The organism is Acidovorax sp. 94 (genome assembly GCF_003634645.1).
Classification (GTDB): Bacteria; Pseudomonadota; Gammaproteobacteria; order Burkholderiales; family Burkholderiaceae_C; genus Acidovorax; species Acidovorax facilis.
Genome location: NZ_RBJA01000001.1, coordinates 4,878,751 through 4,899,106, shown reverse-complemented (window position 1 = coordinate 4,899,106; position 20,356 = coordinate 4,878,751). Strand labels below are relative to the sequence as shown.

The following is a 20,356-nucleotide window of genomic DNA, read 5'->3' as shown; positions in this document are numbered from 1 at the left end:
TTTCACGGCCCCATTAGGCTTGCGCTCTTTGGGCGCCGCTCTGGCTGCCACCCGCCAAGGACTCTTTGATGCCCGATCTTTCCGCCTTCGCCATCACCCACAAATGGCCCTCCCAGCACCCCGACCGCCTCCAGCTGTATTCGCTGCCCACGCCCAACGGGGTGAAGGTGTCGATTGCGCTCGAAGAGCTGGGCCTGCCGTATGAACCCCACCTGGTGAGCTTTGACACCAACGACCAGACCTCGCCCGAGTTCCTGTCGCTCAACCCCAACAACAAGATCCCCGCCATCCTCGACCCCAACGGCCCGGACGGCCAGCCGCTGGCATTGTTCGAATCCGGCGCCATCCTGTTGTACTTGGCCGAGAAAACCGGCCAGCTGATCCCGCAGGAGGCCGCTGCGCGCTACGAAACCATCCAGTGGGTGATGTGGCAGATGGGCGGCCTGGGCCCGATGTTCGGCCAGCTCGGCTTCTTCCACAAGTTTGCGGGCAAGGACTATGAAGACAAGCGCCCGCGCGACCGCTACGTGGCCGAGTCCAAACGCCTGCTGGGCGTGCTGAACCAGCGCCTGGCGGGCCGCCAGTGGGTGATGGGCGACCAGTACACCATTGCCGACATCGCCATCCTGCCCTGGGTGCGCAACCTGATTGGTTTCTACGGCGCGAGCGACCTGGTGGAGTTTGGCCAGTTCACCGACGTGCAGCGCGTGCTGGACGTGTTTGTGGCACGCCCTGCGGTGGTCAGGGGTCTGGCGATTCCGGCACGCGGTTGAGAGAAGAGGGGTGCGCGCTGGCGCTTTCTTTCTCGCCCGCCCTTGATATTGATCATGCCCGCCAGCCTGCCGCACGGCCGCCGCGCACCTACGATGGACCTCCTTAAAAAAAACAGGGAGTACCTCATGGGATTAACCGTCAACGTTCTGGACGATCTGGGCGCGCACAACCTTCAGGCAGCTGCCCAGGCGGCACTGCAGGAGACCAACGCCATCGCGTTGATCGAGCTGCTGGAGATGCTTTGGAGCTGCGACGTGGAAGGCGCCAACGCCGTCATTGATGCGGTGCTGCTGCGCCTGCAGCAGTTGCGGGCGATGCGCTGAGTGGTCGATCCCAGCACGCCCACCGTAGCACGGCCCATGGGCCGTAACGAAGTGGGAGGTGTGCACACGGCGCGCCTCCCCTCGATAATGGCCCGATGCCCCGCACCAGCCAACAACTGCACCCCTACCGCGAACCTGTAGCCACCCGCCTGGCCGCCACTGTGCTGCTGCTGCGCGATGCACCCGGCCATGCGGGAGGCATCGAAGTCCTCATGACCCGGCGCTCCGACAAGGCCAGCTTTGCACCAGGCGCCTATGTGTTCCCGGGCGGGGGCATCGATGCGCTGGATGCGCAGTCGCACACCGCCGCCGACCGCCGCCCCACGCAAAGCGACCTGCACCTCACCCAGGCCATCGCCGCCATCCGCGAGAGTTTTGAAGAACTGGGTGTGTTGCTGGCTCGCCATGCCGACGGCCCCCGCAAGGGGTTGATGGCCGATGCGCAGGACATCGCCGCCATCGACCGCCACCAGCCCTTTGTGGCGCAATGCACCGCGCGCGGCCTGCGGCTGGCGGCCGACAGCGTTTTCATGCTGGCCCACTGGATCACCGACCGCGACCTGCCGCGCCGCTTCGACGTGCCATTTCTCGTCGCCCGCATGCCCGAGGGCCAGGAGCCTGTGGCGGACGAGGCCGAGCAGTTCGAGCCCGTCTGGGTGCGCCCGGCCGATGCGCTGGCGCGGCATGAGGCGGGGCAGTTCTTCATGATCTTTCCGACCATCCGCACGCTGCAGCGGCTGGCCACGTTTGCCACCACCCAGGCCGTGTTTGATGCACTGGCCCACGAGTTGCCCCTGTGGACCAGCTGCCCGCGCGCGGGCACGCTGGCGGGCAAGGAAGCGCGGTACATGGAAAGCGACATGCCCTACGGCGAACTGGCCCTGGTGTGCCCCGACGGCCAGATCGTGCACCCGCTGGACTGGCAAACCGAGCGCCCCGTGCCGCTGCTGCGCAACGTACAGCGGTTGACCGCCCCCAACCCCGGCGTGATGACCGGCCCCGGCACCAACAGCTACCTGGTGGGCGACCCCGCCACGGGCTACATCGCCATCGACCCCGGCCCGGCAGACCCCGAACACCTGGACAAGCTCTGGCGCGCGGCGGGCGGTGACATCCGCATGATCGTGTGCACCCATTCGCACCCCGACCACTCGCCGGGCGCCGCGCCGCTGCAGGCACTGTGTGTGCAGGCGGGCAAAGCCCGGCCACCCATCCTGGGCCTGCCCTCGGCGCCCACCGCGCGCACGGCCAGCACATTTACACCCGACAGATCGCTACAAAATAATGAGCTACTCGCGCTTGATGGACAAGCGCCAGAGGGCAATATTACCCATACTTTGCAGGTCATCCACACCCCGGGCCACGCCGCCAACCACCTGTGCCTGCTGCTGGTGGAAGACGCCCTGCTGTTCAGCGGTGACCACATCCTGAACGGCAGCACCACGGTGGTGGACCCACCCGACGGCAACATGGCCGACTACCTCGATTCGCTGGACAAGCTCGACGCCCTGTGCGCCGAGCATGGCGTGGAGTTCATCCTGCCTGCGCACGGTTATGTTCTGGGCGATGCCCGTGGCGCCATCGCCAAGCTCAAGGCCCACCGCCTGGCACGCGAGGCCAAGGTGCTGGCCGCCATGCAGGCGCTGCCCCAGGGCAGCATGGAAGACTGGGTGCGGCACGCCTACGCCGACGTGCCGCCGCGCATGTGGCCCGTTGCGCAGCGCTCGCTCCTGGCGCATGTGGAGCGAATAAGAATGCTCGCCCCCTGAGTCGCCTGCGGCGCCTTCCCCCATCCGGGGGACGACGCCCTCGCTGCGGGGCGGCCCTTGCTTGGCGTCCCTGGCGGAGAGAGCGCCCACTGCACGCGCCACGAACAACAAGAGGCGTGCCCACACAATCCATCCAACAAAGAAAGCCGCCCCAACCCATGAATGACAAGAACCCCGACCCCTCCCACATCCGCCTGGCCAAGCGTGTGGCCGACCAACTGAACTGCTCGCGCAGCACGGCCGAGCAGTTCGTCGAAGGCGGCTTTGTGAGCGTGGACGGCCAGGTGGTGGAAGCCCCCGGCGCACGCGTGCGCCCCGACCAGGCCGTGACGGTGGCGCCAGACGCCAGCCTGCTGGAGTTGACCCCGGTGACCTTGCTGCTACACAAGCCAGTGGGGTTTGAAGCGGGCCTGGGTCTGCCCGCCGGGCAGGCGGCCCATGCCAGCCGCAGCCAGGGCGCCACTGCGGCCACCACACTGCTGAGCCCGGCAACCCACCTGCCTGAGGACGCCTCAGGCATCCGCGTGCTGCAGCGCCACTTCAAGCAGCTGGAATGTTTCACCCCGCTGCCCACCGAGGCCAGTGGCTTGGTGGTCTATACGCAGGACAAGCGCATCGCGCGCAAGCTGGCGGAAGACATCGAGTCGCTGGAGCAGGAGTGCATCGTGGAGGTGAAAGGCGACATTGCACCGAACGGGCTGCAGCGCCTGTGCCACGGCCTCTCGTTCAACGGCCGCCCGCTGCCGCCCATCAAGGTGAGCTGGCAAAACGAGACAAAGCTGCGCTTTGCCCTCAAGGGCATCCGCCCCGGCCAGATCCCGGCCATGTGCGAGGCCGTGGGCCTGGCCGTGGTGGCCTTGAAGCGCATCCGCATCGGCCGCGTGCCGCTGGCGAAGGTGCCTGAAGGGCAGTGGCGGTATTTGCAGCCTTGGGAAAGATTTTGAATCCCCCTGAGTCGCCTTCGGCGCCGTCCCCCCCGGGGGGACGCCACCGGTGGCCTGGCAAAGCCAGTTCCACGGTGGCACTGGTCTGGCCGCGCGCCCCGTGGCTACGTCGGTGCGACCGTCCGCTTGGCGACCCTGCCGACGGGTTCGGTATCAGACCAACCCAAACCGTTCACGCTGAGCTTGTCGAAGCACGGCGCCAAGCTTGGACATGCTCGGCCCGAACGGTAAGCCCAGCTTCCAAGCGACAAGTTCGCAGCTATCAAATTCATAGCTTCCAGCGCTTGTTGGAAAAGCGCCAGAGGCCAATTTGGCATAAATTTTTCTTCCACTGACCGCTGCTACACTGCGCGGCAAACAGGAGGGAGTTCATGAGCCAAGTTTCATCAGACAGAGACAGCGCTGCGGGGCCGATGTCTACGTTCATGCCGCAGAACATCGATGCACACCCGATGGAGTTCACGGGCAGCGGGGGCGAATACTTTCGGGTGTGGATCGTCAACGTGCTGCTGTCCATCGTCACGCTGGGCATCTACACCCCCTGGGCCCGGCGCCGCACCGCGCAGTATTTCTACAGCCACACGCTGGTGGCAGGCAGCCCCCTCGAATTCACCGCGCAGCAGCGCAAGATGGTGATGGGCTTTGTGCTGCTGATGCTCATCACCCTGGCCTACAACATCGCGGCCAACACGGGGCAGGATGCTGCCGTGGGCGTCTTGCTGCTGACGGGCGCCGTGCTCTCGCCGCTGATCTGGGGCAGTGCCATGCGCTTTCGGCTGGGCGCCACGCGCTGGCGCGGCCTGCGCCTGCAGTTCACCGCCCACTGGAAAGAGGTCTACCTCGCGAGCTGGCCCCTGTTTGCGCTGGCATTGGTGTGGTTTGGCGTGTTTTTTGGCATGCAGATCCTCTCGCCCGAACTGGCCGACGTCTTGCAGGAGGTGGAGGACGAAGCCGCCAACCCCAAGATGCCTTCGTTCACCCCGGCCATGGGCGCCCTGCTGCTGCTGGGCCTGGTGCTGACCGTGCTGTGCTTCATCCGCCTGGAATACAACTACAAGAGCCTGCTGGTGCTCAAGGCCCAGGTAGGCGCCGAAAAAGGCCGCTGGAAGCCGGTGTACATGGATTTCGTCAAGGTGTGGCTGGCCACGGTAGCCGTTTTCGTGCTGACCGTGGTGGGGTTCTCGGTGTTGATTGGCGTGCTGGCGGGCAGCTCCATCGCCCTGTTCGCCGGTCAGAGCAGCCGCATGGGCCTGTGGATGATTCTGGTGATCATCGTGTCCATCATCGCGGGCATCTTCATGCTGATCTTGGCTTCGGCCCCCGCCCGCGCCTACCGGGAGGCGCGCATGTTCCAGCTCATGTGGAACAACATCGGCGTGAGCCATGTGGCACGGTTCAAGTGCCATCTCAAGAGCAGCAGCTACGTGGGGCTGCGCATCAAGAACATGCTGCTCACCCTGCTCACGCTCGGCCTCTACCGCCCGTTTGCGCGGGTGAGTGAATACCGCATGAAATGCGAATCCGTCACCCTGCACGTCAAGGGCGGCGTGGAACAGGTGGCGGGCGCCATGGTGCGCCAGCAACAGGGCGGCCTGGGCGATGCGCTGGCCGATGCGGCTGGCCTGGACCTCATCGGTTGAGCATGCCCGCCCCCGTGAACACAGACCTGCTCCAAGGACGCTGGTTCGACGGCCAGAGCAGCAGAGCCCGCCCCGTGATGGGGAGCCTGCGGCCCACGCCGCAGGGCCCGTCGCTGGTGCTCCACCCGCTCTCACAGCCGGGCGCCGAGCCGGTCGTGTTCGCTTGGAAGGACGTGGGCTGGCCAGAGGCCTGGAACGAACACAAGCCCCAGCCCCGGGTGGTCGTGGACCTGCGGGACCACGGCAGCCTGGAGATCGATGCCGTGAGCGACTGGCGTGCCGCCCTCGCAGCCGCTGGCGAACGCCCCGGCCTGGCCCAGCGCATGCAGACCCGCTGGCCCGTGCTGCTGGGTGTGACAGCCGCCGCCGTCATCGGCCTCACGCTGTTCTACCGCTATGGCACGCCCTGGGCAGCCACACAGCTCACCCGCTTTGTGCCCCTGGGCTGGGAAACCAGCGTGGCCGAGAACGTGCTCAAGCAGATGGACGACGGCACCTTGAAGCCCAGCAAGCTCCCCAAGGAGCGGCAGGAGCAGCTCAAGGCCCGCTTTGACGCCCTGGTGCAGCAGACGCCCACAACCATGCACCGCTACCCCGACTACCGTCCGCCGCTGTCGCTGGAGTTCCGATCAGGCATGGGCGCCAATGCGTTTGCCCTGCCCGGCGGCAAGATCGTGATGACCGACGGCATCGTGAAAACAGCCACCGACCAGGGCCTGCCCGACGACGCCCTGGTGGGCGTGCTGGCCCACGAGATCGGCCATGTGGTGTACCGCCACACCACGCGCATGGTGGTGGAACAAGGCGTGCTCAACATGGGCCTGGGCCTGGCGCTCGGGGACGTGTCGACGGTGGTGTCCACAGGCGCATCGGTGCTCACCGGCCTGGCCTACAGCCGCAGCCACGAACGCGAAGCCGACTGCTACGCCATCGCCCTCATGAACCACACGGCCTTGCCCACGGCGCCCATGGGCAAGCTGCTGCTGGCCATTGCCCACGACGAAGAGGAAGAAGAAGAAAACAAGAAGAAAGAAGAAGAGAACGCAGGCCAGAACCAGGCAGCCGCACCCACGGCCAAGCCCGGCGCCAGCAGCCCCGAACGCTCGCGCCAGCGCAAGACGGCCGAAGAGATGGCGTCGCACCCTGTCTGGTCGCTGCTCAGCAGCCATCCCGACACCGTGGAGCGGGCCACGGAGCTGGAAAAGGGGCATGCGCCCCATTGCACGAAAAACTGAGCCAGCCCTCGCCCCTTGCTGGGCAAGGCTGGCTTATTCCCGCCATTGGCAGAGCTTGAGGCGCGAAGGGCCTGGGAACCGCGGTGGGGAAACCGGGGATGGGAAATAAAGTGTGAAGCGCGCCGATAAGCCGGATTCTGTGCACCACGGTTGCCCGCAGTGTGACCGCCATTAATCTGGGCCGGGTGTCGCCACCACGGCTCGGTGCTACCTACCCGCCAACTCTGCGGAACCACATCAACGTTGGCCTACTTGGTATTGCTGCGCGTAGAGATTGCCCGTTTCACCCCCGGTGGTTTGCCTTGCGGCACTCCCCCGGGACTCGTCTCTGTTGCTCTGATCCTCACCTCACGGTGGGCAGCCGTTAGCTGCTACGCTGTCCTGTGCAGTCCGGACGTTCCTCCAGTGCCTGGTTTCCCAGATTGCACCAGCGGCGGTCTGGCGCGCTTCACGCTGGCGATTATCGCATCGCCCCTGGCCACTGCGCGCTGCACCACATCGGCCAGCTGCACTTCCCTCAAAAATCCATCGGGTGCGCCCGCCTGAGTCGCGTTCCGCGCTTTGCGTGCACAAACATTGCATCCATTGACAGCGAGTCCTAGATCGTGACAGGCCGTGCAATGTCTATTTACAGGATGAAACCATAAACACCGCCCCACTGGTAATCACACATATGGCGCCGTGGGTCCTCCATGGGGACACTCAGACCTGTTTCGGACACCACAGCAACATCAGGAGGAATGCCAATGAACGTGACTGCAACGACCCATGCGGGAGGAGTTCCGGGTGGCCACGGGGTCAATGAAGATTTGATCATCAAGGACGGCTTTATCGTCGACCCACGCGTAGTCGATAAACGCGTTGCGGCACTGGAACACGGCGCCATGACCAGGGTCGATGCCATCGTGCTGCACCAAACCGACAGCAGCACCATGAATCTAGAACACGCCAAGACCGACGGGATCGGCGCGCACTTCTACATCGAAAAAGACGGCACCATTTACCAAACTGCGCGACTGGACCAGAGCGTCTACAGCGTCGGGAAAATCCGCTCCCGATGCGATGACAGCCGAACCTGCAGCAAAGAAGAGAAAACGGCGATCGACACGCTCATGAACTCGTCTGCAAGCTACGGCGCCAAAGTCAAAGCGCTCAACACCCGGGAGCAGGCCAAGGCCTACCCCGATCGATATCCAACCAACGGTGACTCCGTGGCCATTGAAGTGGTAGCCAAATTCGACCCAAAGACAAAACTGTTCGAGCGCCCCACGGCAGAGCAGACCGAATCGCTGAAATGGCTGACGCAGGCATTGGGTAGCCACTACGGGCTGGACTTGCAAACGGACGTTTACCGTCACTCCGACATCTCTTACAAACAGGCCGATGAGGCCAAGAGCCTGGTGTTCCAATGAGGGTGGCGCTGATCACCCTCTTGTCTTGTTGGGCCTGCGGGTCCGCAGTGGCACAGCCATCCAACCTTCATTGGGTACAGAGTTTCGCCGTCAAAGAAGGCACACGTAACCGCTGCGATGCACCGCGCTTCAGTGAAGCCGAACTAAGGACGTACTTTCTGCACGAAGCCAAGCGCGTCCCGGAAGAAGGGTTCGCGCAACGTGACTGGTCTGGCTGCTACGCGGAAGGGTTCGCAGTAAACGCTCGGGGCGAACGCCAACTTCGCTGGCAGCTCGACCTGCTGGGAACAGGAATCATCACCTGGACAGATGGCCAGACTCACCATTTCGCGCGCGAGCAGTGAGACGTTTCCCGCATCACCGCCCTGCTGCGCGGCTGGGCGCTGCCCCGCCAGCCATCGCAGGGTGAAGGCCGAGGCTTGCGCTGCAAACACCGAGCGGAACCACGCATTGTGTCTAATGGCATCGTCCCAACCATGACGGGAACGACGCCGTAGTCAACCGCTCCCAGTCCAGCCCAAACCGCGCCAGGTACTTGCGCAGCCGGTCCGCGTCGTTGACCACCGTGCGTTGCGTGCGCGAGGCCTGGAACAGTTGCCGCCCAGCGTCCGACAGGGTGCGGGCGTTGCTGCACACCTGCAGTACCGCCGCCAGTTGCAGCTGATCAAACAGGTCCATGGTTCCCACCGCTTCCTCACCCAACAGGTCCGCAAGATCGTCACGGCCCAACGCGCCGGGCGTGGACGCCAAACCGTTGCGCGCGTCGCTGGCGGGCTGCCACAGCCAGCGCAGGCGGGCCATTTCGGCCTCGACCAGGGGCAGGCCAATGCGGCCACTGTCGGCCAGCGTGGCCAGGCGCGTCACGCTGGCCGAAAGGTCGCGGAAGTTGCCGGTCCACAGCGCCTCGGGCGACTGGGCATAGCGCAGGTAAGCCACGCGCGCCTCGTTGGAAAAGCGCACGCTGCGTCCCAGCTCGGCACCTGCGCGGGCCAGCTGGTGGTCCACATTAGGTTCGATGTCTTCAGGCCGCTGCGCCAGGCCGGGCAGCACATAGCTCCAGAGGTTGATGCGCGCATACAGGTCTTCGCGAAAGCGTCCTTCTGCCACCTCGGTGCGCAGGTCGCGGTTGGTGCCGGCGATCAGCTCGAAGTCGCTGGCCACCTCGCGGTCGCTGCCCAGGGGGTAGAAGCGTTTTTCTTCCACAGCCTTGAGCAGCATGGCCTGCTCGTCCAGGCCCAGTTCGCCGATCTCGTCGAGGAACAGCACGCCCTTGTGCGCCGTGCGCAGCAACCCCGCACGGTCGGCTGCCGCGCCCGTGAAAGCGCCCTTTTTGTGGCCGAACAGCGTGGATGCCGCGCCGTCGCCATGCAGCGTGGCGCAGTTCACCTCCACGAACTCGCCCTCCACCTGGTGGCGCGACTTTTTCAGCTCGAACATGCGCCGCGCCAGGTGCGACTTGCCCGCGCCTGTGGGCCCGGTGAACAGGATGGGCGCGCGCGAGCGCACCGCCACGCGCTCCACCTCGTCGATCAGCGCGTTGAAGCGCGCGTTGCGCGTGGCAATACCGCTTTTGAGGAACTGCACCGCGTCCTGCTGCTCGGCGCCAAAGCGCTGCGCGATCACGTCGTAGCGCGAGAGGTCCAGATCAATCAGCGCGTAGCTGCCCGGGTCGCCCATCTGCTGGCGCTTGGGCGGTGAGGTCTGCGCCAGCACGCCCGGAATGCGGCGCGACTCCACCAACAGAAACAGGCAGATCTGCGCCACGTGGGTGCCGGTGGTGATGTGCGTCCAGTACTCCTCGCGCTCGGTGTCAAAGCGGTAGGTCTGGGTCCAGTCAAACAGCTTGGCATACACCTCGCCAAAGTCCCACGGGTCGGCGATGGGCAAAGGCACGAGGTTCACCGTGGTTTCGGGCGATGCGGTTTCGATGTCTTTGCACACCTGTTGCGCCAGGTCGTGGTGCGGGGGCGTGTAGAGCAGCTCCAGCCGCTCGATCACCACGTCCTCATGCTGGACCAGCGACACCGTGGGGCGCCACTTCTCCCACCGCCCTGCGCCTCTGCCGGAGTCGAGCTGTGTGCCCAGGAAACCGATCACGACTTTGTTTTTGCGCATTCCATTTATCTATTTTGATAGCTTCAATTCTAGTTAATTCAAATTATCACGTAGAGCCCATCCAACGCCTTCGAGAATTTTTCATTACAAATCAACAGCTTGAAAAAGTTTGCATCACAAAACACAGGCTGGCACGCATCTGGCAATAGATAAGACATCCAGCGCAAGCGGTAACCGCTCACAGGCCGGGGTTAGGACCAACGTTCGCCCCGCCGGTGCAGGGAATCCGGGCTCTCAAGGCCCTGTCGATTCCCCGCATGCCGCACATCGCAAATGCTGGGTAACGGCACGGCAGTGGTAGCCATCCCGCAAGGGGTGTCTGGTTCGACTCCAGGCGTGCCTCCATTGGTAGCTCATTGGTAGAGCAACCTCGCAAGAGGTCTGTAGCAGGTTCGACTCCTGCCCATTCATCCGGCCGAAAGGCTGGAACTTTGAAACGGTCGAAAGACCACCCGCCGAACGCGGGGAGTCGCCCCAGGGTTGCGTTTTTGGACGCAACCGCAAGGCAAGACCCCGTCAGCCGGTGGCGGTTTGTGCCAGCACCCGGCACCGCCCGCGCCCGCAGCCAGCCACGCTGCCGCCCTGCTTGCAGGGCAGCAACCACGGCGCACTGCAAGGCCCTGGCTGTGCCCGCTGACCCCCCGCCATCGCTGTAACGGCACCCTGATTGCCATGACGACAACGACGAAGTAACGACAACGAAAGAACGAGGAGAAGAAAAATGATGAAGCTGATCCAACGAGTGACCGTGAAGAAAAACGAACGCGCCCTGCTGCTGCGCAACGGCAGCTTTGACCGCGTGCTCCAAAGCGGCACCTACTGGCTGTTTGCCGGCATGGACCAACTGCGCGTAGAGACCTTCGCCCTCGAACAACCTGCGTTCACCCACGGCCTGGCCGACTACCTGATGGCGCAGGAGTCTGCCGTGGTGGCTGCCGAGTTCGTGCAAGTGAACCTGTCGGAGCAGCAAGTGGGCCTGCGCAGCGAAAACGGTGTGCTGGTCGAAGTGCTGCCCCCTGGCACCCGTCGCCTCTATTGGAAAGGCCTGGTGGAGGTGAACGTGCAGGTGATCGACCTCGACGCTGGCCCCGAGCTGCCCGCTACCCTGGTGGCGCGCCTCACCCAGACCCAGCTGCGCCAGCGCAGCGTGACCGGATTGACCGGCGTGCTGCAGGTGCAGGTGCCCGAGGGCCAGTGCGCGCTGCTCACCATCGACGGCAAGGTGGATCGACTGCTGCCCGCAGGCGCCTACGCGTTCTGGAAGTACGGCCGCACCATCGCCGTGGAGCTGGTGGACCTGCGCCTGCAAGCCGTGGAGGTATCAGGCCAAGACATCATGACCCGTGACAAGGTGAGCCTGCGGCTGAACCTGTCTGCCACCTTCCGCTACACCGATGTGCTGCGCGCCTTTGCCCAGTTGCAAAAGCCTGCCGATCACCTGTATCGCGAGCTGCAGTTTGCGCTGCGCGCCGCCGTGGGCACCCGCACGCTCGATGAGCTGCTGGAGAACAAGACGGTGATCGACGACGTGGTGACCGCGCACATGGCCGCCAAGCTATCGCTCTACGGCATGCAGCTGGAAAGCGTGGGCGTGAAGGACATCGTGCTGCCCGGCGAGATGAAAACCATCCTGACCCAGGTGGTGCAGGCGGAGAAACAGGCCCAGGCCAACGTGATCCGCCGCCGCGAAGAGACTGCCGCTACGCGCTCGCTGCTCAACACGGCAAAGGTGATGGAGGACAACCCCGTCGCCCTGCGCATGAAGGAGCTGGAGACGCTGGAACGCGTGGCCGAGCGCATCGACAAGATATCGGTGTTTGGTGGACTGGACCAGGTGCTCAATGGCTTGGTGAAGATGCGCTGAGCATCCACAGACAAAGAGACGACCATGATGAAAGTGAAGAAACTGACAGCGCGTGAAAGGCGCCTGGGCCGGGAAACCATCTCAGTGAGTTGCGAGTCCGTAGGGCTGGACTCGGCGGTCTACCACGCAGCCTTGCGCTACCTGTTCGACCGCCCCGTGCCTGAAAAAGGCGGGCAAGAGTGGTACTGGGATATCGACGAGCCCGAGTTCGAAGCCACGCCGCTGCAATGGACACACATCCAGACCGTGCTGTTCGCCAACGCAGGAAACGACCTGGCGCCGTACAGCGACGATCAGGTCGGAATGGGCCTGAACCATGTGATGAGCAACAACGCGGGCGACATCCCGCACATGGTGAACGACCCCACCGTGCCGCTGGACGACGCGATGCGCATGGTGCGGGCACTACCCACCCTGTGGCGCGACTGCCTTGGCCCGCGCCTGAGCGCTGCCGAGCCGAGCACGATCGGGAGCAGAAGCGACCGCCTCTACTTCGTGAGCTACATGTGGTTTGACGTGTGGCCCACGTTCTGGAACGCCAAGCACAGCCCCGAGTGGCAGGACGCGATGTGGCGGGTGTTCTGCGAGATGCTGGCCATGCCGTTCCGCGAAGCGCAGGTATCGGCATTGCACGGCATCGGCCACGAAGGCAACTACCTGAACCGGCCCAAGGAATTGCAGGCACACATGGAGGCCTTTATCCGCCAGGTGAAGAACGACGACGAACTGAAAACCTATGCCCAGGCCGCAGCCCGTGGAATGGTTCAATGAACAACAAAGACGAAAGAACAATATGAACAACAACAATTACGAACAATACGAAGTGCCGAACGGCGTGCCCGTGAAGATGTGGACCAACGGCGTGCCCGTGGAAGAAGAAGCCCGAAACCAGCTGCGCAACATCGCGCGCCTGCCCATCGTGTTCAAGCACGTGGCGGTGATGCCCGATGTGCACCTGGGGATTGGCGCCACCATCGGCTCGGTGGTGCCTACCCTCAAGGCCATCATTCCCGCTGCGGTGGGGGTGGACCTGGGGTGCGGAATGATGGCGTGCAAGACCACGCTGACGGCCAGCGACCTGCCCGACAACCTGTCCGGCGTGCGCGCCGCCATCGAACGCGCCGTGCCGGTGGGGATGACGCCCAAACGCATGGGCCGCGACAAAGGCAGCTGGGATACCCCGCCCGCCGAAACCGACCGCGCCTGGGCGGGGCTGGTGGACGAGTTCGAGGAAATCTGCGAAGCGCACCCACGCATCAAGAACACCAACAACTACAAGCACCTGGGGACGCTGGGAACGGGTAACCACTTCATCGAAATCTGCCTGGACGAACACCAGTCCGTGTGGGTGATGCTGCACTCGGGCTCGCGTGGGGTGGGTAACGCCATCGGCACCCACTTCATCGAGCTGGCCAAGAAGGACGCCGAGATGAACCAACGCAACCTGCCGGACAAAGACCTGGCCTACTTCGAGGAAGGCGCACAGTATTTCGGCGACTACGTGAAGGCCGTGGGGTGGGCGCAAAAGTTTGCTGCCGCCAACCGCGAAGTGATGATGGGCCGCGTGATTGCCGCGCTGCGCAAGGTGATCACCAAGCCGTTCGAAACGCATGTGGAAGCGGTGAACTGCCACCACAACTACGTGCAGCGTGAGACGCACTTCGGCCAAGAGGTCTTCGTGACCCGCAAGGGCGCGGTGAGTGCCGAGCAAGGCAAGCTGGGGATCATCCCGGGGAGCATGGGGGCCAAGAGCTTCATCGTGCGCGGAAAAGGCAACCCCGAGAGCTTCAACAGCTGCAGCCACGGCGCTGGCCGCACCATGAGCCGTACCAAGGCCAAGAAGATGTACACCGTGGCCGACCAGATTGCCGCCACCGAGGGCGTGGAATGTCGCAAGGATGCCGACGTGATCGACGAGATTCCGATGGCATACAAGAACATCGACGCGGTGATGGCGGCGCAGGAAGACCTGGTGGAGGTGGTGTACACGCTCAAGCAGGTTGTGTGTGTGAAGGGGTGACCGATGAACTACTACGAACTAAGCATGCTGGATGACGTCATTGACTCAACAGCCCAGACTGCGGAACAAGCAGAGCGGCTGAATCGGATCGCCTGCTCACCGAAATGGTTCGTGACAGCAGCGCATTCCGCCGCACAAGGTGCTATGTCCTGCTACTTAAACCAAGGCAACGGGATAGCGTCATGGCGCGAGAGAGATGCAAAGGCTTGGCTAAAAGCTCATGATGAGCAACGAGCTGACGAGACACTAAACCGTGAGTACCCGGAGGTGCGTTTGAACTACTTTATGGAGCTTTACGCAGACGTTAAGAGAACTGCAAAGGCAAACCACGATGAAAGCCTTACCGTAGTCTTGACCGAGGAAGTAGATCATTGGATAGGTGCGTTGAATCAGCTGCGAAATAGCTTTATCCACTTTCAAGCAAATCATCACTTGGTCTCCAAGGAGCACGTTATTTGCGTGGTCCAGAGTGCAGCAACTACAGTCAAAGCGCTGAGTGACAGTCAGTCTTTCCCATGGTGGTGGAGCGACGAGGCAGAGCACTCTCGGTCCTTGCTGAAAGAGCATCTCCAAAAGCTCGATAGCGCTCTTTCAAATCTTGCCGCGGCCGAAGCTGATACCAAGTCCTCTGGACACTAGGTACATGGACAAATTTATTTTGAGTCTAGACGGCTCCACCGGCGAAGGCGGCGGCCAGATCCTTCGCACCGGCCTGGCCCTTTCCACGGTCACTGGCCGGCCGCTGCACATCACCCGCATCCGCGCCGGGCGCCCCAAACCCGGCCTGATGCGTCAGCACCTGGCCTGCGTGCAGGCGGCGGTGGCTGTGTGTGGCGGACAGGCCGAGGGAGCCGAGCTGGGGTCGCAAACCTTGTTGTTTACACCCGGTGCCGTGCGCGCCGGCGACTACCGCTTTCAGATCGCCACGGCGGGCAGTTGCCTGCTGGTGCTGCAGACCGTGCTGCCGGCGTTGATGCTGGCCGATGGCGAAAGCCGCGTGCAGCTCTCGGGCGGCACGCACAACCCGATGGCGCCGCCGTTTGATTTTCTGGAGCGGGCGTTTGCACCGCTGGTGCGGCGGCTGGGCGTGGGCCTGGATCTGCAAATGCAGCGGCGCGGCTTTTACCCTGCCGGGGGCGGCGAGGTACTGGCACACATCACGCCCGCAGCGCTGCCGTTGACGCCCGTGGATGTGCTGGAGCGCGGCCCGCTGCAAGACGCGTGGGGCGAGGCACTGGTGCCGGGCCTGGCGCGCAACATTGCCACGCGGGAGCTGGACGCGCTGGGGCAGCGCATGGGCTGGACCTTTGAATCCGGCCGACTGCGCCAACCCCCAACGCGCCAGAACGAGGGCCCGGGCAACGCGTTGATCGCCACGCTGGAGTACGAGCACATCACCGAGGTGTTCTGCCAGTTGGGCGAGCGCAGCCTGTCGGCCGAGCAGGTTGCCAAGCGGCTGGTGGATGAGGTGCGCGACTACCAGCGCAGCGCGGGTGCCTTAGGTCCGCACCTGGCCGACCAGTGGATGCTGCCGCTGGCCCTGGCGGTGTGGCGCAGCGGGCGGGCCGCGCGCTATACCTGTACCGAGGTGACGCAGCACACTGCGACCAACGCACAGACGATTGCGCGGGGGCTGCCGGTGCGGGTGCAAATCACGCCGGTGGACAAAGCCATGCTGGTGGAGATCAGCCCGCTGCTGTAAGCCGGTCTGTATCGGCTTTGAGAGATACCTTGGGTATATCCATATCACCCAGGCAGTAGAACAACTGGTTCAGAATGCGCGTGGTACCGCCATGCCAGCCCGCGAACCCGTTCGCCCGAGTTTGTGGAGGAGCCCGCCGTCGCGCGCCGGCTTCGACAGGCTCAGCCCGAACGGATTTGTTCTGAAGGGCTGGATTGCATCAACCCCCTTCTTTGCCACTCACAGGAGACGCCATGAAAGTTGACAACATTCTGCAAACCATCGGCAACACGCCCCACGTGCGCATCAACCGCCTGTTTGGCCCGGCGGCCAACGTGTGGGTGAAGTCCGAGCGCAGCAACCCTGGCGGCTCCATCAAGGATCGCATCGCACTGTCGATGGTGGAAGACGCTGAAAAGTCCGGCGCCCTGCAGCCAGGCGGCACCATCATCGAGCCCACCAGCGGCAACACCGGCATCGGCCTGGCGCTGGTGGCGGCCGTCAAGGGCTACAAGCTGATTCTGGTGATGCCCGACAGCATGAGCATCGAGCGCCGCCGCCTGATGCTGGCCTATGGCGCGCAGTTTGACCTGACCCCACGCGAAAAGGGGATGAAGGGCGCGATTGCCCGCGCACAAGAACTGCAGGCGCAGACACCCGGCGCGTGGGTTCCCCAGCAGTTCGAGAACCCCGCCAACATCGATGTGCATGTGCGCACCACGGCGCAGGAGATCCTGGCGGACTTCCCCGATGGCATCGACGTGCTGATCACCGGCGTGGGCACGGGCGGCCACATCACCGGCGTGGCACGGGTGCTCAAAGCCAAGTTTCCCAACCTCAAGGTGTTTGCGGTGGAGCCCACGGCATCGCCCGTGATCTCGGGGGGCGCACCGTCGCCCCACCCCATCCAGGGCATTGGCGCGGGGTTCATCCCCAAGAACCTGGACACCAGCCTGCTCGACGGTGTGATCCAGGTCGATGCCGAACCGGCCCGTGAATACGCACGCCGCTCTGCGCGCGAAGAGGGCATCCTGGTGGGTATTTCGTCGGGCGCCACGCTGGCTGCCATTGCACAAAAGCTGCCCGAGCTGCCTGCGGGCGCCAAGGTGCTGGGCTTCAACTACGACACGGGCGAGCGCTACCTGTCGGTCGAAGGGTTCCTGCCGGCGTAAGCGCCGCTGCCGCCAGGGCAGCACTTTGCAGAACGAAATGGGGCTATCAGGCCCCATTTTTTTCGTCCCCAGCAGCACAAAACCACGGCCAGCCGTCCTACAGCGGCAAGGCAGTGCAGCCCAAACAATCGAGTCATCCCTCGGCCTGCCCCTGGTGGCCATTGCGCACACCGCGGCGGCTTCGCGGGGGACCCACTCCAAAGATTGTTTGACTGCCCATGGCCACCACCGCCGCTACCGATCCCCAGCCCATCGCGTTCAAGGTGCTCACCGTGAACGTGCACAAGGGCTTTACCACCTTCAACCGGCGTTTCATGCTGCATGAGCTGCGGGATGCCGTGCGGGATGTGGCAGCCGATCTGGTGTTTCTGCAGGAGGTGCTGGGCACGCACCACCGCCATGCCAGCCGGTTCTCCAACTTTCCGCAAGTGCCGCACTACGAGTTTCTGGCGGACACCATCTGGTCGCAATACGCCTACGGGCGCAACGCGGTGTATGACAACGGCGACCACGGCAATGCGCTGTTGTCCAAGTTTCCGATCACGCACTACGAGAACCACGATATCTCCATCAGCGGGCCTGAGCGGCGTGGCATGCTGCATTGCGTGTTGCAGCCGCCGGGCCACCACCTGCCGGTGCATGCGGTCTGCGTGCACCTGGGCCTGCAGGAATCCCATCGACAGCGGCAGCTGCTGCGTGTGTGCGATCTGCTGCGCAGCTTCCCAGCCAACGAGCCCGTGGTGCTGGCGGGGGATTTCAACGACTGGCGCAACCGCGCGCACGACATCCTGCACCGCGAAGCGGGCCTGCAAGAGGTGTTTGTGCAGGCCTTTGGCCGTGCGGTGCGCACGTTTCCAGCCTCCATGCCGCTGCTGGCGCTGGACCGCATCTACGTGCGCAACGCCGCTGTGCATGCGCCGCTGTCACTGCCCAAAAAACCCTGGGACAAGCTCTCGGACCATGCGCCTTTGGCGGCGGAGATCCTGCTATGAAGCGCCCTGCTTTCAGCCTGCCACGCTCATCCCGCTGGGTTCCGGGCAACCACTTCGAGTTGCTGGAAAACGGCGAGGAGTTCTTCCCGCGTGTGTTCAACGCCATTGCCCAGGCCCGGCGCGAGGTGATGCTGGAAACCTTCATCCTGTTCGAGGACAAGATCGGGCAGGAACTGCATGCCGCCCTGCTGGCCGCAGCCAAGCGCGGTGTCGAGGTGCATGTGCTGGTGGATGGCTTTGGCTCGCCCGACCTGTCCGACACATTTGTGGGCAGCTTGGTTGAGGCCGGTGTGCGCTTTCGCATCTTTGACCCGGGCCGCCGCTTTCTCGGGCAGCGGCTGAACGTGCTGCGTCGCATGCACCGCAAGATCGTGGTGGTGGACGGCCAGCTGGGTTTTATCGGCGGCATCAACTATTCAGCCGACCACATGGCCGACTTCGGCCCCGAGGCCAAGCAGGACTACGCCGTGCAGGTACGCGGCCCGGTTGTGGCGCAGATGCACCGCTTCACGCGCGAGGCGGTGCTGGACCGCAGCGCGCACCAACGTCCCCACGCCACAGACATTACCGGCCGCCCCCACGCAGGCACAGCCAACGCCATGTTTGTGACGCGCGACAACCAGCAGCACACCAACGACATCGAGCGCCAGTACCGCGTGGCCCTGCGCGCCGCGCGCAGCCGAGTGGTGATTGCCAATGCCTACTTCTTCCCGGGCTACCGCTTCATCCGCGAGATGCGGCGGGCCGCAAAGCGGGGCGTGGACGTGCGGCTGATCCTGCAAGGCCAGCCCGACATGCCCATCGTGAAGACGGCAGCCAGCCTGCTGTACGACCACCTGCAACGCGCGGGCGTGCGGGTGTACGAATACTGCGACCGCCCGCTGCACGGCAAGGTTGCGCTGGTGGATGAGGACTGGTCCACCGTGGGCTCCAGCAACCTCGACCCGTTGAGCCTGTCGCTGAACCTGGAGGCCAACGTGATCATCCAGGACCGCGACTTCAACGCCCACCTGCACCGCCGCCTGTCGCACCTGATGGACACCAGTTGCAAGCAGATCGAAGCTGCAGCGCCCAGCCATTGGAATGGACTGCGTCTGCTGCGCAGCTATGCGGTGTACCACCTGATGCGCTGGTTCCCGGCGTGGGCGGGCTGGCTGCCCCACCATGAGCCCACGATCACGCTGGCCAGCCCGGGCACGTCGTCGGCCGAGCCCGCCAGCAGCGCGGCCACCTGACGGCGCCCCGGAGCCCCCGCCATGGCCACCTCCACACTGCCCGCGGACACCCAGACGGGCGCCGCCGACGCCATGGCATCACCTGCCCCCAGCAGCAGCACCAGTAGCAGCCCACGCGGCTGGCGCCACTGGCCGCAGCAGGCCTGGTGGCCGTGGGCCACCCGGGGGTTCGCTGCCGCTTTTTTTGCGGTGGTGGCCGGGCTGATCTTTCGGCAGGCGCGCACCGTAGACTGGCCCGCCGTGCTGCAGGCGCTGCGCGACCTGCCCACCACCGCGCTGGCCGTGGGTGGCGCGCTGGCGCTGCTGAGCCACTTCACCTATGGCAGCTTTGACTGGGTGGGCCGCCATTGCAGCGGCCACCGCTTGGCGCGCACCACCACGCTGGCCATCGCCATGACGAGCTACCCGTTCACGCTCAACCTGGGCTCGCTGATTGGCGGCGTGGGCGTGCGCTACCGACTGTACGACCGGCGTGGCGTGGACCCCGGCACGATCGGTCAGGTGGTGGGCACCAGCATCGTGACGAACTGGGTGGGTTACCTGTTGCTGGCTGGCGTGCTGGCGTGGACGTGGCAGCCGCCTGCGGTGGCCGGGTGGGCTGTAGAGTCCTGGCAGTGGCGTCTTGGCGGCACCGTGTTGGGATTGCTGCCACTGGCCTATGTGGCGCTGTGTGCCCTGCGCAGTGGCCGCGCCCTCACGCTGAGAGGCCACGCGTTCCCGCTGCCCGGCTGGCCCGTGGCGCTGTGGCAGGTGGCCGTGTCGGCCGCTAACTGGATGCTGATGGGCGCCGCGCTGTGGACGGTGCTGCAACACCAGGTGAGCTACCCCGCCGCGCTGGCCACCGTGTTGCTGGGGGCGGTGGCCGGGCTGGTGCTGCGCGTGCCTGCGGGCCTGGGTGTGCTGGAGGCCGTGGGCGTGGCGCTGCTGGCCACCCAGGCGCTGGGGCAGGAAGAAGTGCTGGCGGCCCTGCTGGCCTACCGGGCGCTGTATTACTTTGGGCCACTGGTGCTGGCGGCCATAGCCTTTGGTGTGGCAGAGCTGCGCTGGCGCCAACAGTCGGGCAGCGATGATGAAGTTCCAACAGCTCGAAAAATATGATTCAAAAGTGCCTCTATCGCTTATCCATCAAGCGCGAACAGCTATTGATTTGATAGTTTTTTAGGCACACGGCTCCACGCCC

Annotated in this window: 18 protein-coding genes, 1 tRNA gene and 1 other RNA gene; 18 read left to right on the top strand and 2 right to left on the bottom strand. The window is 64.3% G+C overall.

The features are described from left to right. Window positions 1-68 precede the first annotated feature (68 nt). The 6 genes from C8C94_RS22575 to C8C94_RS22550 all read left to right on the top strand — a co-directional run bounded on the left by C8C94_RS22575 (window position 69) and on the right by C8C94_RS22550 (window position 6,685). On the top strand, window positions 69-773 hold the full coding sequence (locus tag C8C94_RS22575) for a glutathione S-transferase N-terminal domain-containing protein (protein ID WP_121422301.1): 705 nt from the start codon (window positions 69-71) through the stop codon (window positions 771-773). 54 nt (window positions 774-827) lie between these two features. After that, window positions 828-1,097 (top strand): hypothetical protein, encoded by a 270-nt coding sequence (locus C8C94_RS22570; RefSeq protein WP_147433296.1) that lies wholly within the window; start codon window positions 828-830, stop codon window positions 1,095-1,097. A gap of 95 nt (window positions 1,098-1,192) precedes the next feature. Further along, window positions 1,193-2,866, top strand: coding sequence for an MBL fold metallo-hydrolase (locus C8C94_RS22565; RefSeq protein ID WP_121422299.1), 1,674 nt, complete (start codon window positions 1,193-1,195; stop codon window positions 2,864-2,866). Between the two features lie 158 nt (window positions 2,867-3,024). Continuing rightward, window positions 3,025-3,810, top strand: coding sequence for an rRNA pseudouridine synthase (locus C8C94_RS22560; RefSeq protein WP_121422298.1), 786 nt, complete (start codon window positions 3,025-3,027; stop codon window positions 3,808-3,810). A 371-nt stretch (window positions 3,811-4,181) separates the two neighbouring features. After that, a complete protein-coding gene (locus C8C94_RS22555) occupies window positions 4,182-5,450 on the top strand; it encodes a YjgN family protein (protein ID WP_055399620.1) in 1,269 nt (422 codons plus the stop codon). A gap of 2 nt (window positions 5,451-5,452) precedes the next feature. After that, window positions 5,453-6,685: a M48 family metallopeptidase gene (locus tag C8C94_RS22550; RefSeq protein WP_121422296.1), complete on the top strand. Its 1,233-nt coding sequence runs from the start codon at window positions 5,453-5,455 to the stop codon at window positions 6,683-6,685. Between the two features lie 110 nt (window positions 6,686-6,795). On the opposite strand, the gene rnpB is transcribed toward C8C94_RS22550, so the two are convergent. Further along, window positions 6,796-7,135, bottom strand: an RNA gene (gene rnpB / locus C8C94_RS22545) — RNase P RNA component class A. A 296-nt stretch (window positions 7,136-7,431) separates the two neighbouring features. On the opposite strand from rnpB, the gene C8C94_RS22540 reads away from it, so the two are divergent. Continuing rightward, window positions 7,432-8,097, top strand: a complete 666-nt coding sequence (locus C8C94_RS22540) for a peptidoglycan recognition family protein (protein ID WP_158603839.1) — start codon at window positions 7,432-7,434, stop codon at window positions 8,095-8,097. A 47-nt stretch (window positions 8,098-8,144) separates the two neighbouring features. Beyond that, the gene (locus C8C94_RS25515; protein ID WP_147433295.1) at window positions 8,145-8,441 is read left to right on the top strand and encodes a hypothetical protein; all 297 of its coding nucleotides are present in this window, start codon (window positions 8,145-8,147) and stop codon (window positions 8,439-8,441) included. A 112-nt stretch (window positions 8,442-8,553) separates the two neighbouring features. On the opposite strand, the gene rtcR is transcribed toward C8C94_RS25515, so the two are convergent. After that, window positions 8,554-10,212: an RNA repair transcriptional activator RtcR gene (gene rtcR / locus C8C94_RS22535; protein ID WP_121422294.1), complete on the bottom strand. Its 1,659-nt coding sequence runs from the start codon at window positions 10,210-10,212 to the stop codon at window positions 8,554-8,556. A 347-nt stretch (window positions 10,213-10,559) separates the two neighbouring features. Between rtcR and C8C94_RS22530 the strand changes: the two genes are divergently transcribed. From C8C94_RS22530 to C8C94_RS22490, 10 genes are all read left to right on the top strand, one after another. Further along, a tRNA-OTHER gene (locus tag C8C94_RS22530) sits at window positions 10,560-10,623 on the top strand. A 313-nt stretch (window positions 10,624-10,936) separates the two neighbouring features. Beyond that, window positions 10,937-12,076, top strand: a complete 1,140-nt coding sequence (locus tag C8C94_RS22525) for a slipin family protein (RefSeq protein ID WP_121423038.1) — start codon at window positions 10,937-10,939, stop codon at window positions 12,074-12,076. Window positions 12,077-12,100: 24 nt separating this feature from the next. Beyond that, the gene (locus C8C94_RS22520; protein WP_233573548.1) at window positions 12,101-12,847 is read left to right on the top strand and encodes a hypothetical protein; all 747 of its coding nucleotides are present in this window, start codon (window positions 12,101-12,103) and stop codon (window positions 12,845-12,847) included. Between the two features lie 22 nt (window positions 12,848-12,869). Next, window positions 12,870-14,096, top strand: coding sequence for an RtcB family protein (locus C8C94_RS22515; protein ID WP_121422293.1), 1,227 nt, complete (start codon window positions 12,870-12,872; stop codon window positions 14,094-14,096). Between the two features lie 3 nt (window positions 14,097-14,099). Further along, complete coding sequence (locus C8C94_RS25510) at window positions 14,100-14,735, top strand: hypothetical protein (protein WP_147433294.1); 636 nt, start codon at window positions 14,100-14,102, stop codon at window positions 14,733-14,735. Window positions 14,736-14,739: 4 nt separating this feature from the next. Then, entirely contained in the window at window positions 14,740-15,798 is a 1,059-nt protein-coding gene (gene rtcA, locus C8C94_RS22510) for an RNA 3'-terminal phosphate cyclase (protein WP_121422292.1), read from the top strand. 233 nt (window positions 15,799-16,031) lie between these two features. Next, window positions 16,032-16,949 (top strand): cysteine synthase A, encoded by a 918-nt coding sequence (cysK, locus tag C8C94_RS22505; RefSeq protein ID WP_055399638.1) that lies wholly within the window; start codon window positions 16,032-16,034, stop codon window positions 16,947-16,949. A 218-nt stretch (window positions 16,950-17,167) separates the two neighbouring features. After that, a complete protein-coding gene (locus tag C8C94_RS22500) occupies window positions 17,168-17,941 on the top strand; it encodes an endonuclease/exonuclease/phosphatase family protein (protein WP_121422291.1) in 774 nt (257 codons plus the stop codon). After that, window positions 17,938-19,176: a cardiolipin synthase ClsB gene (gene clsB / locus C8C94_RS22495; RefSeq protein ID WP_121422290.1), complete on the top strand. Its 1,239-nt coding sequence runs from the start codon at window positions 17,938-17,940 to the stop codon at window positions 19,174-19,176. The genes C8C94_RS22500 and clsB overlap by 4 nt, the downstream gene beginning before the upstream one ends. 21 nt (window positions 19,177-19,197) lie before the next feature. Continuing rightward, complete coding sequence (locus C8C94_RS22490) at window positions 19,198-20,274, top strand: lysylphosphatidylglycerol synthase domain-containing protein (RefSeq protein ID WP_121422289.1); 1,077 nt, start codon at window positions 19,198-19,200, stop codon at window positions 20,272-20,274. Window positions 20,275-20,356: the final 82 nt, after the last annotated feature.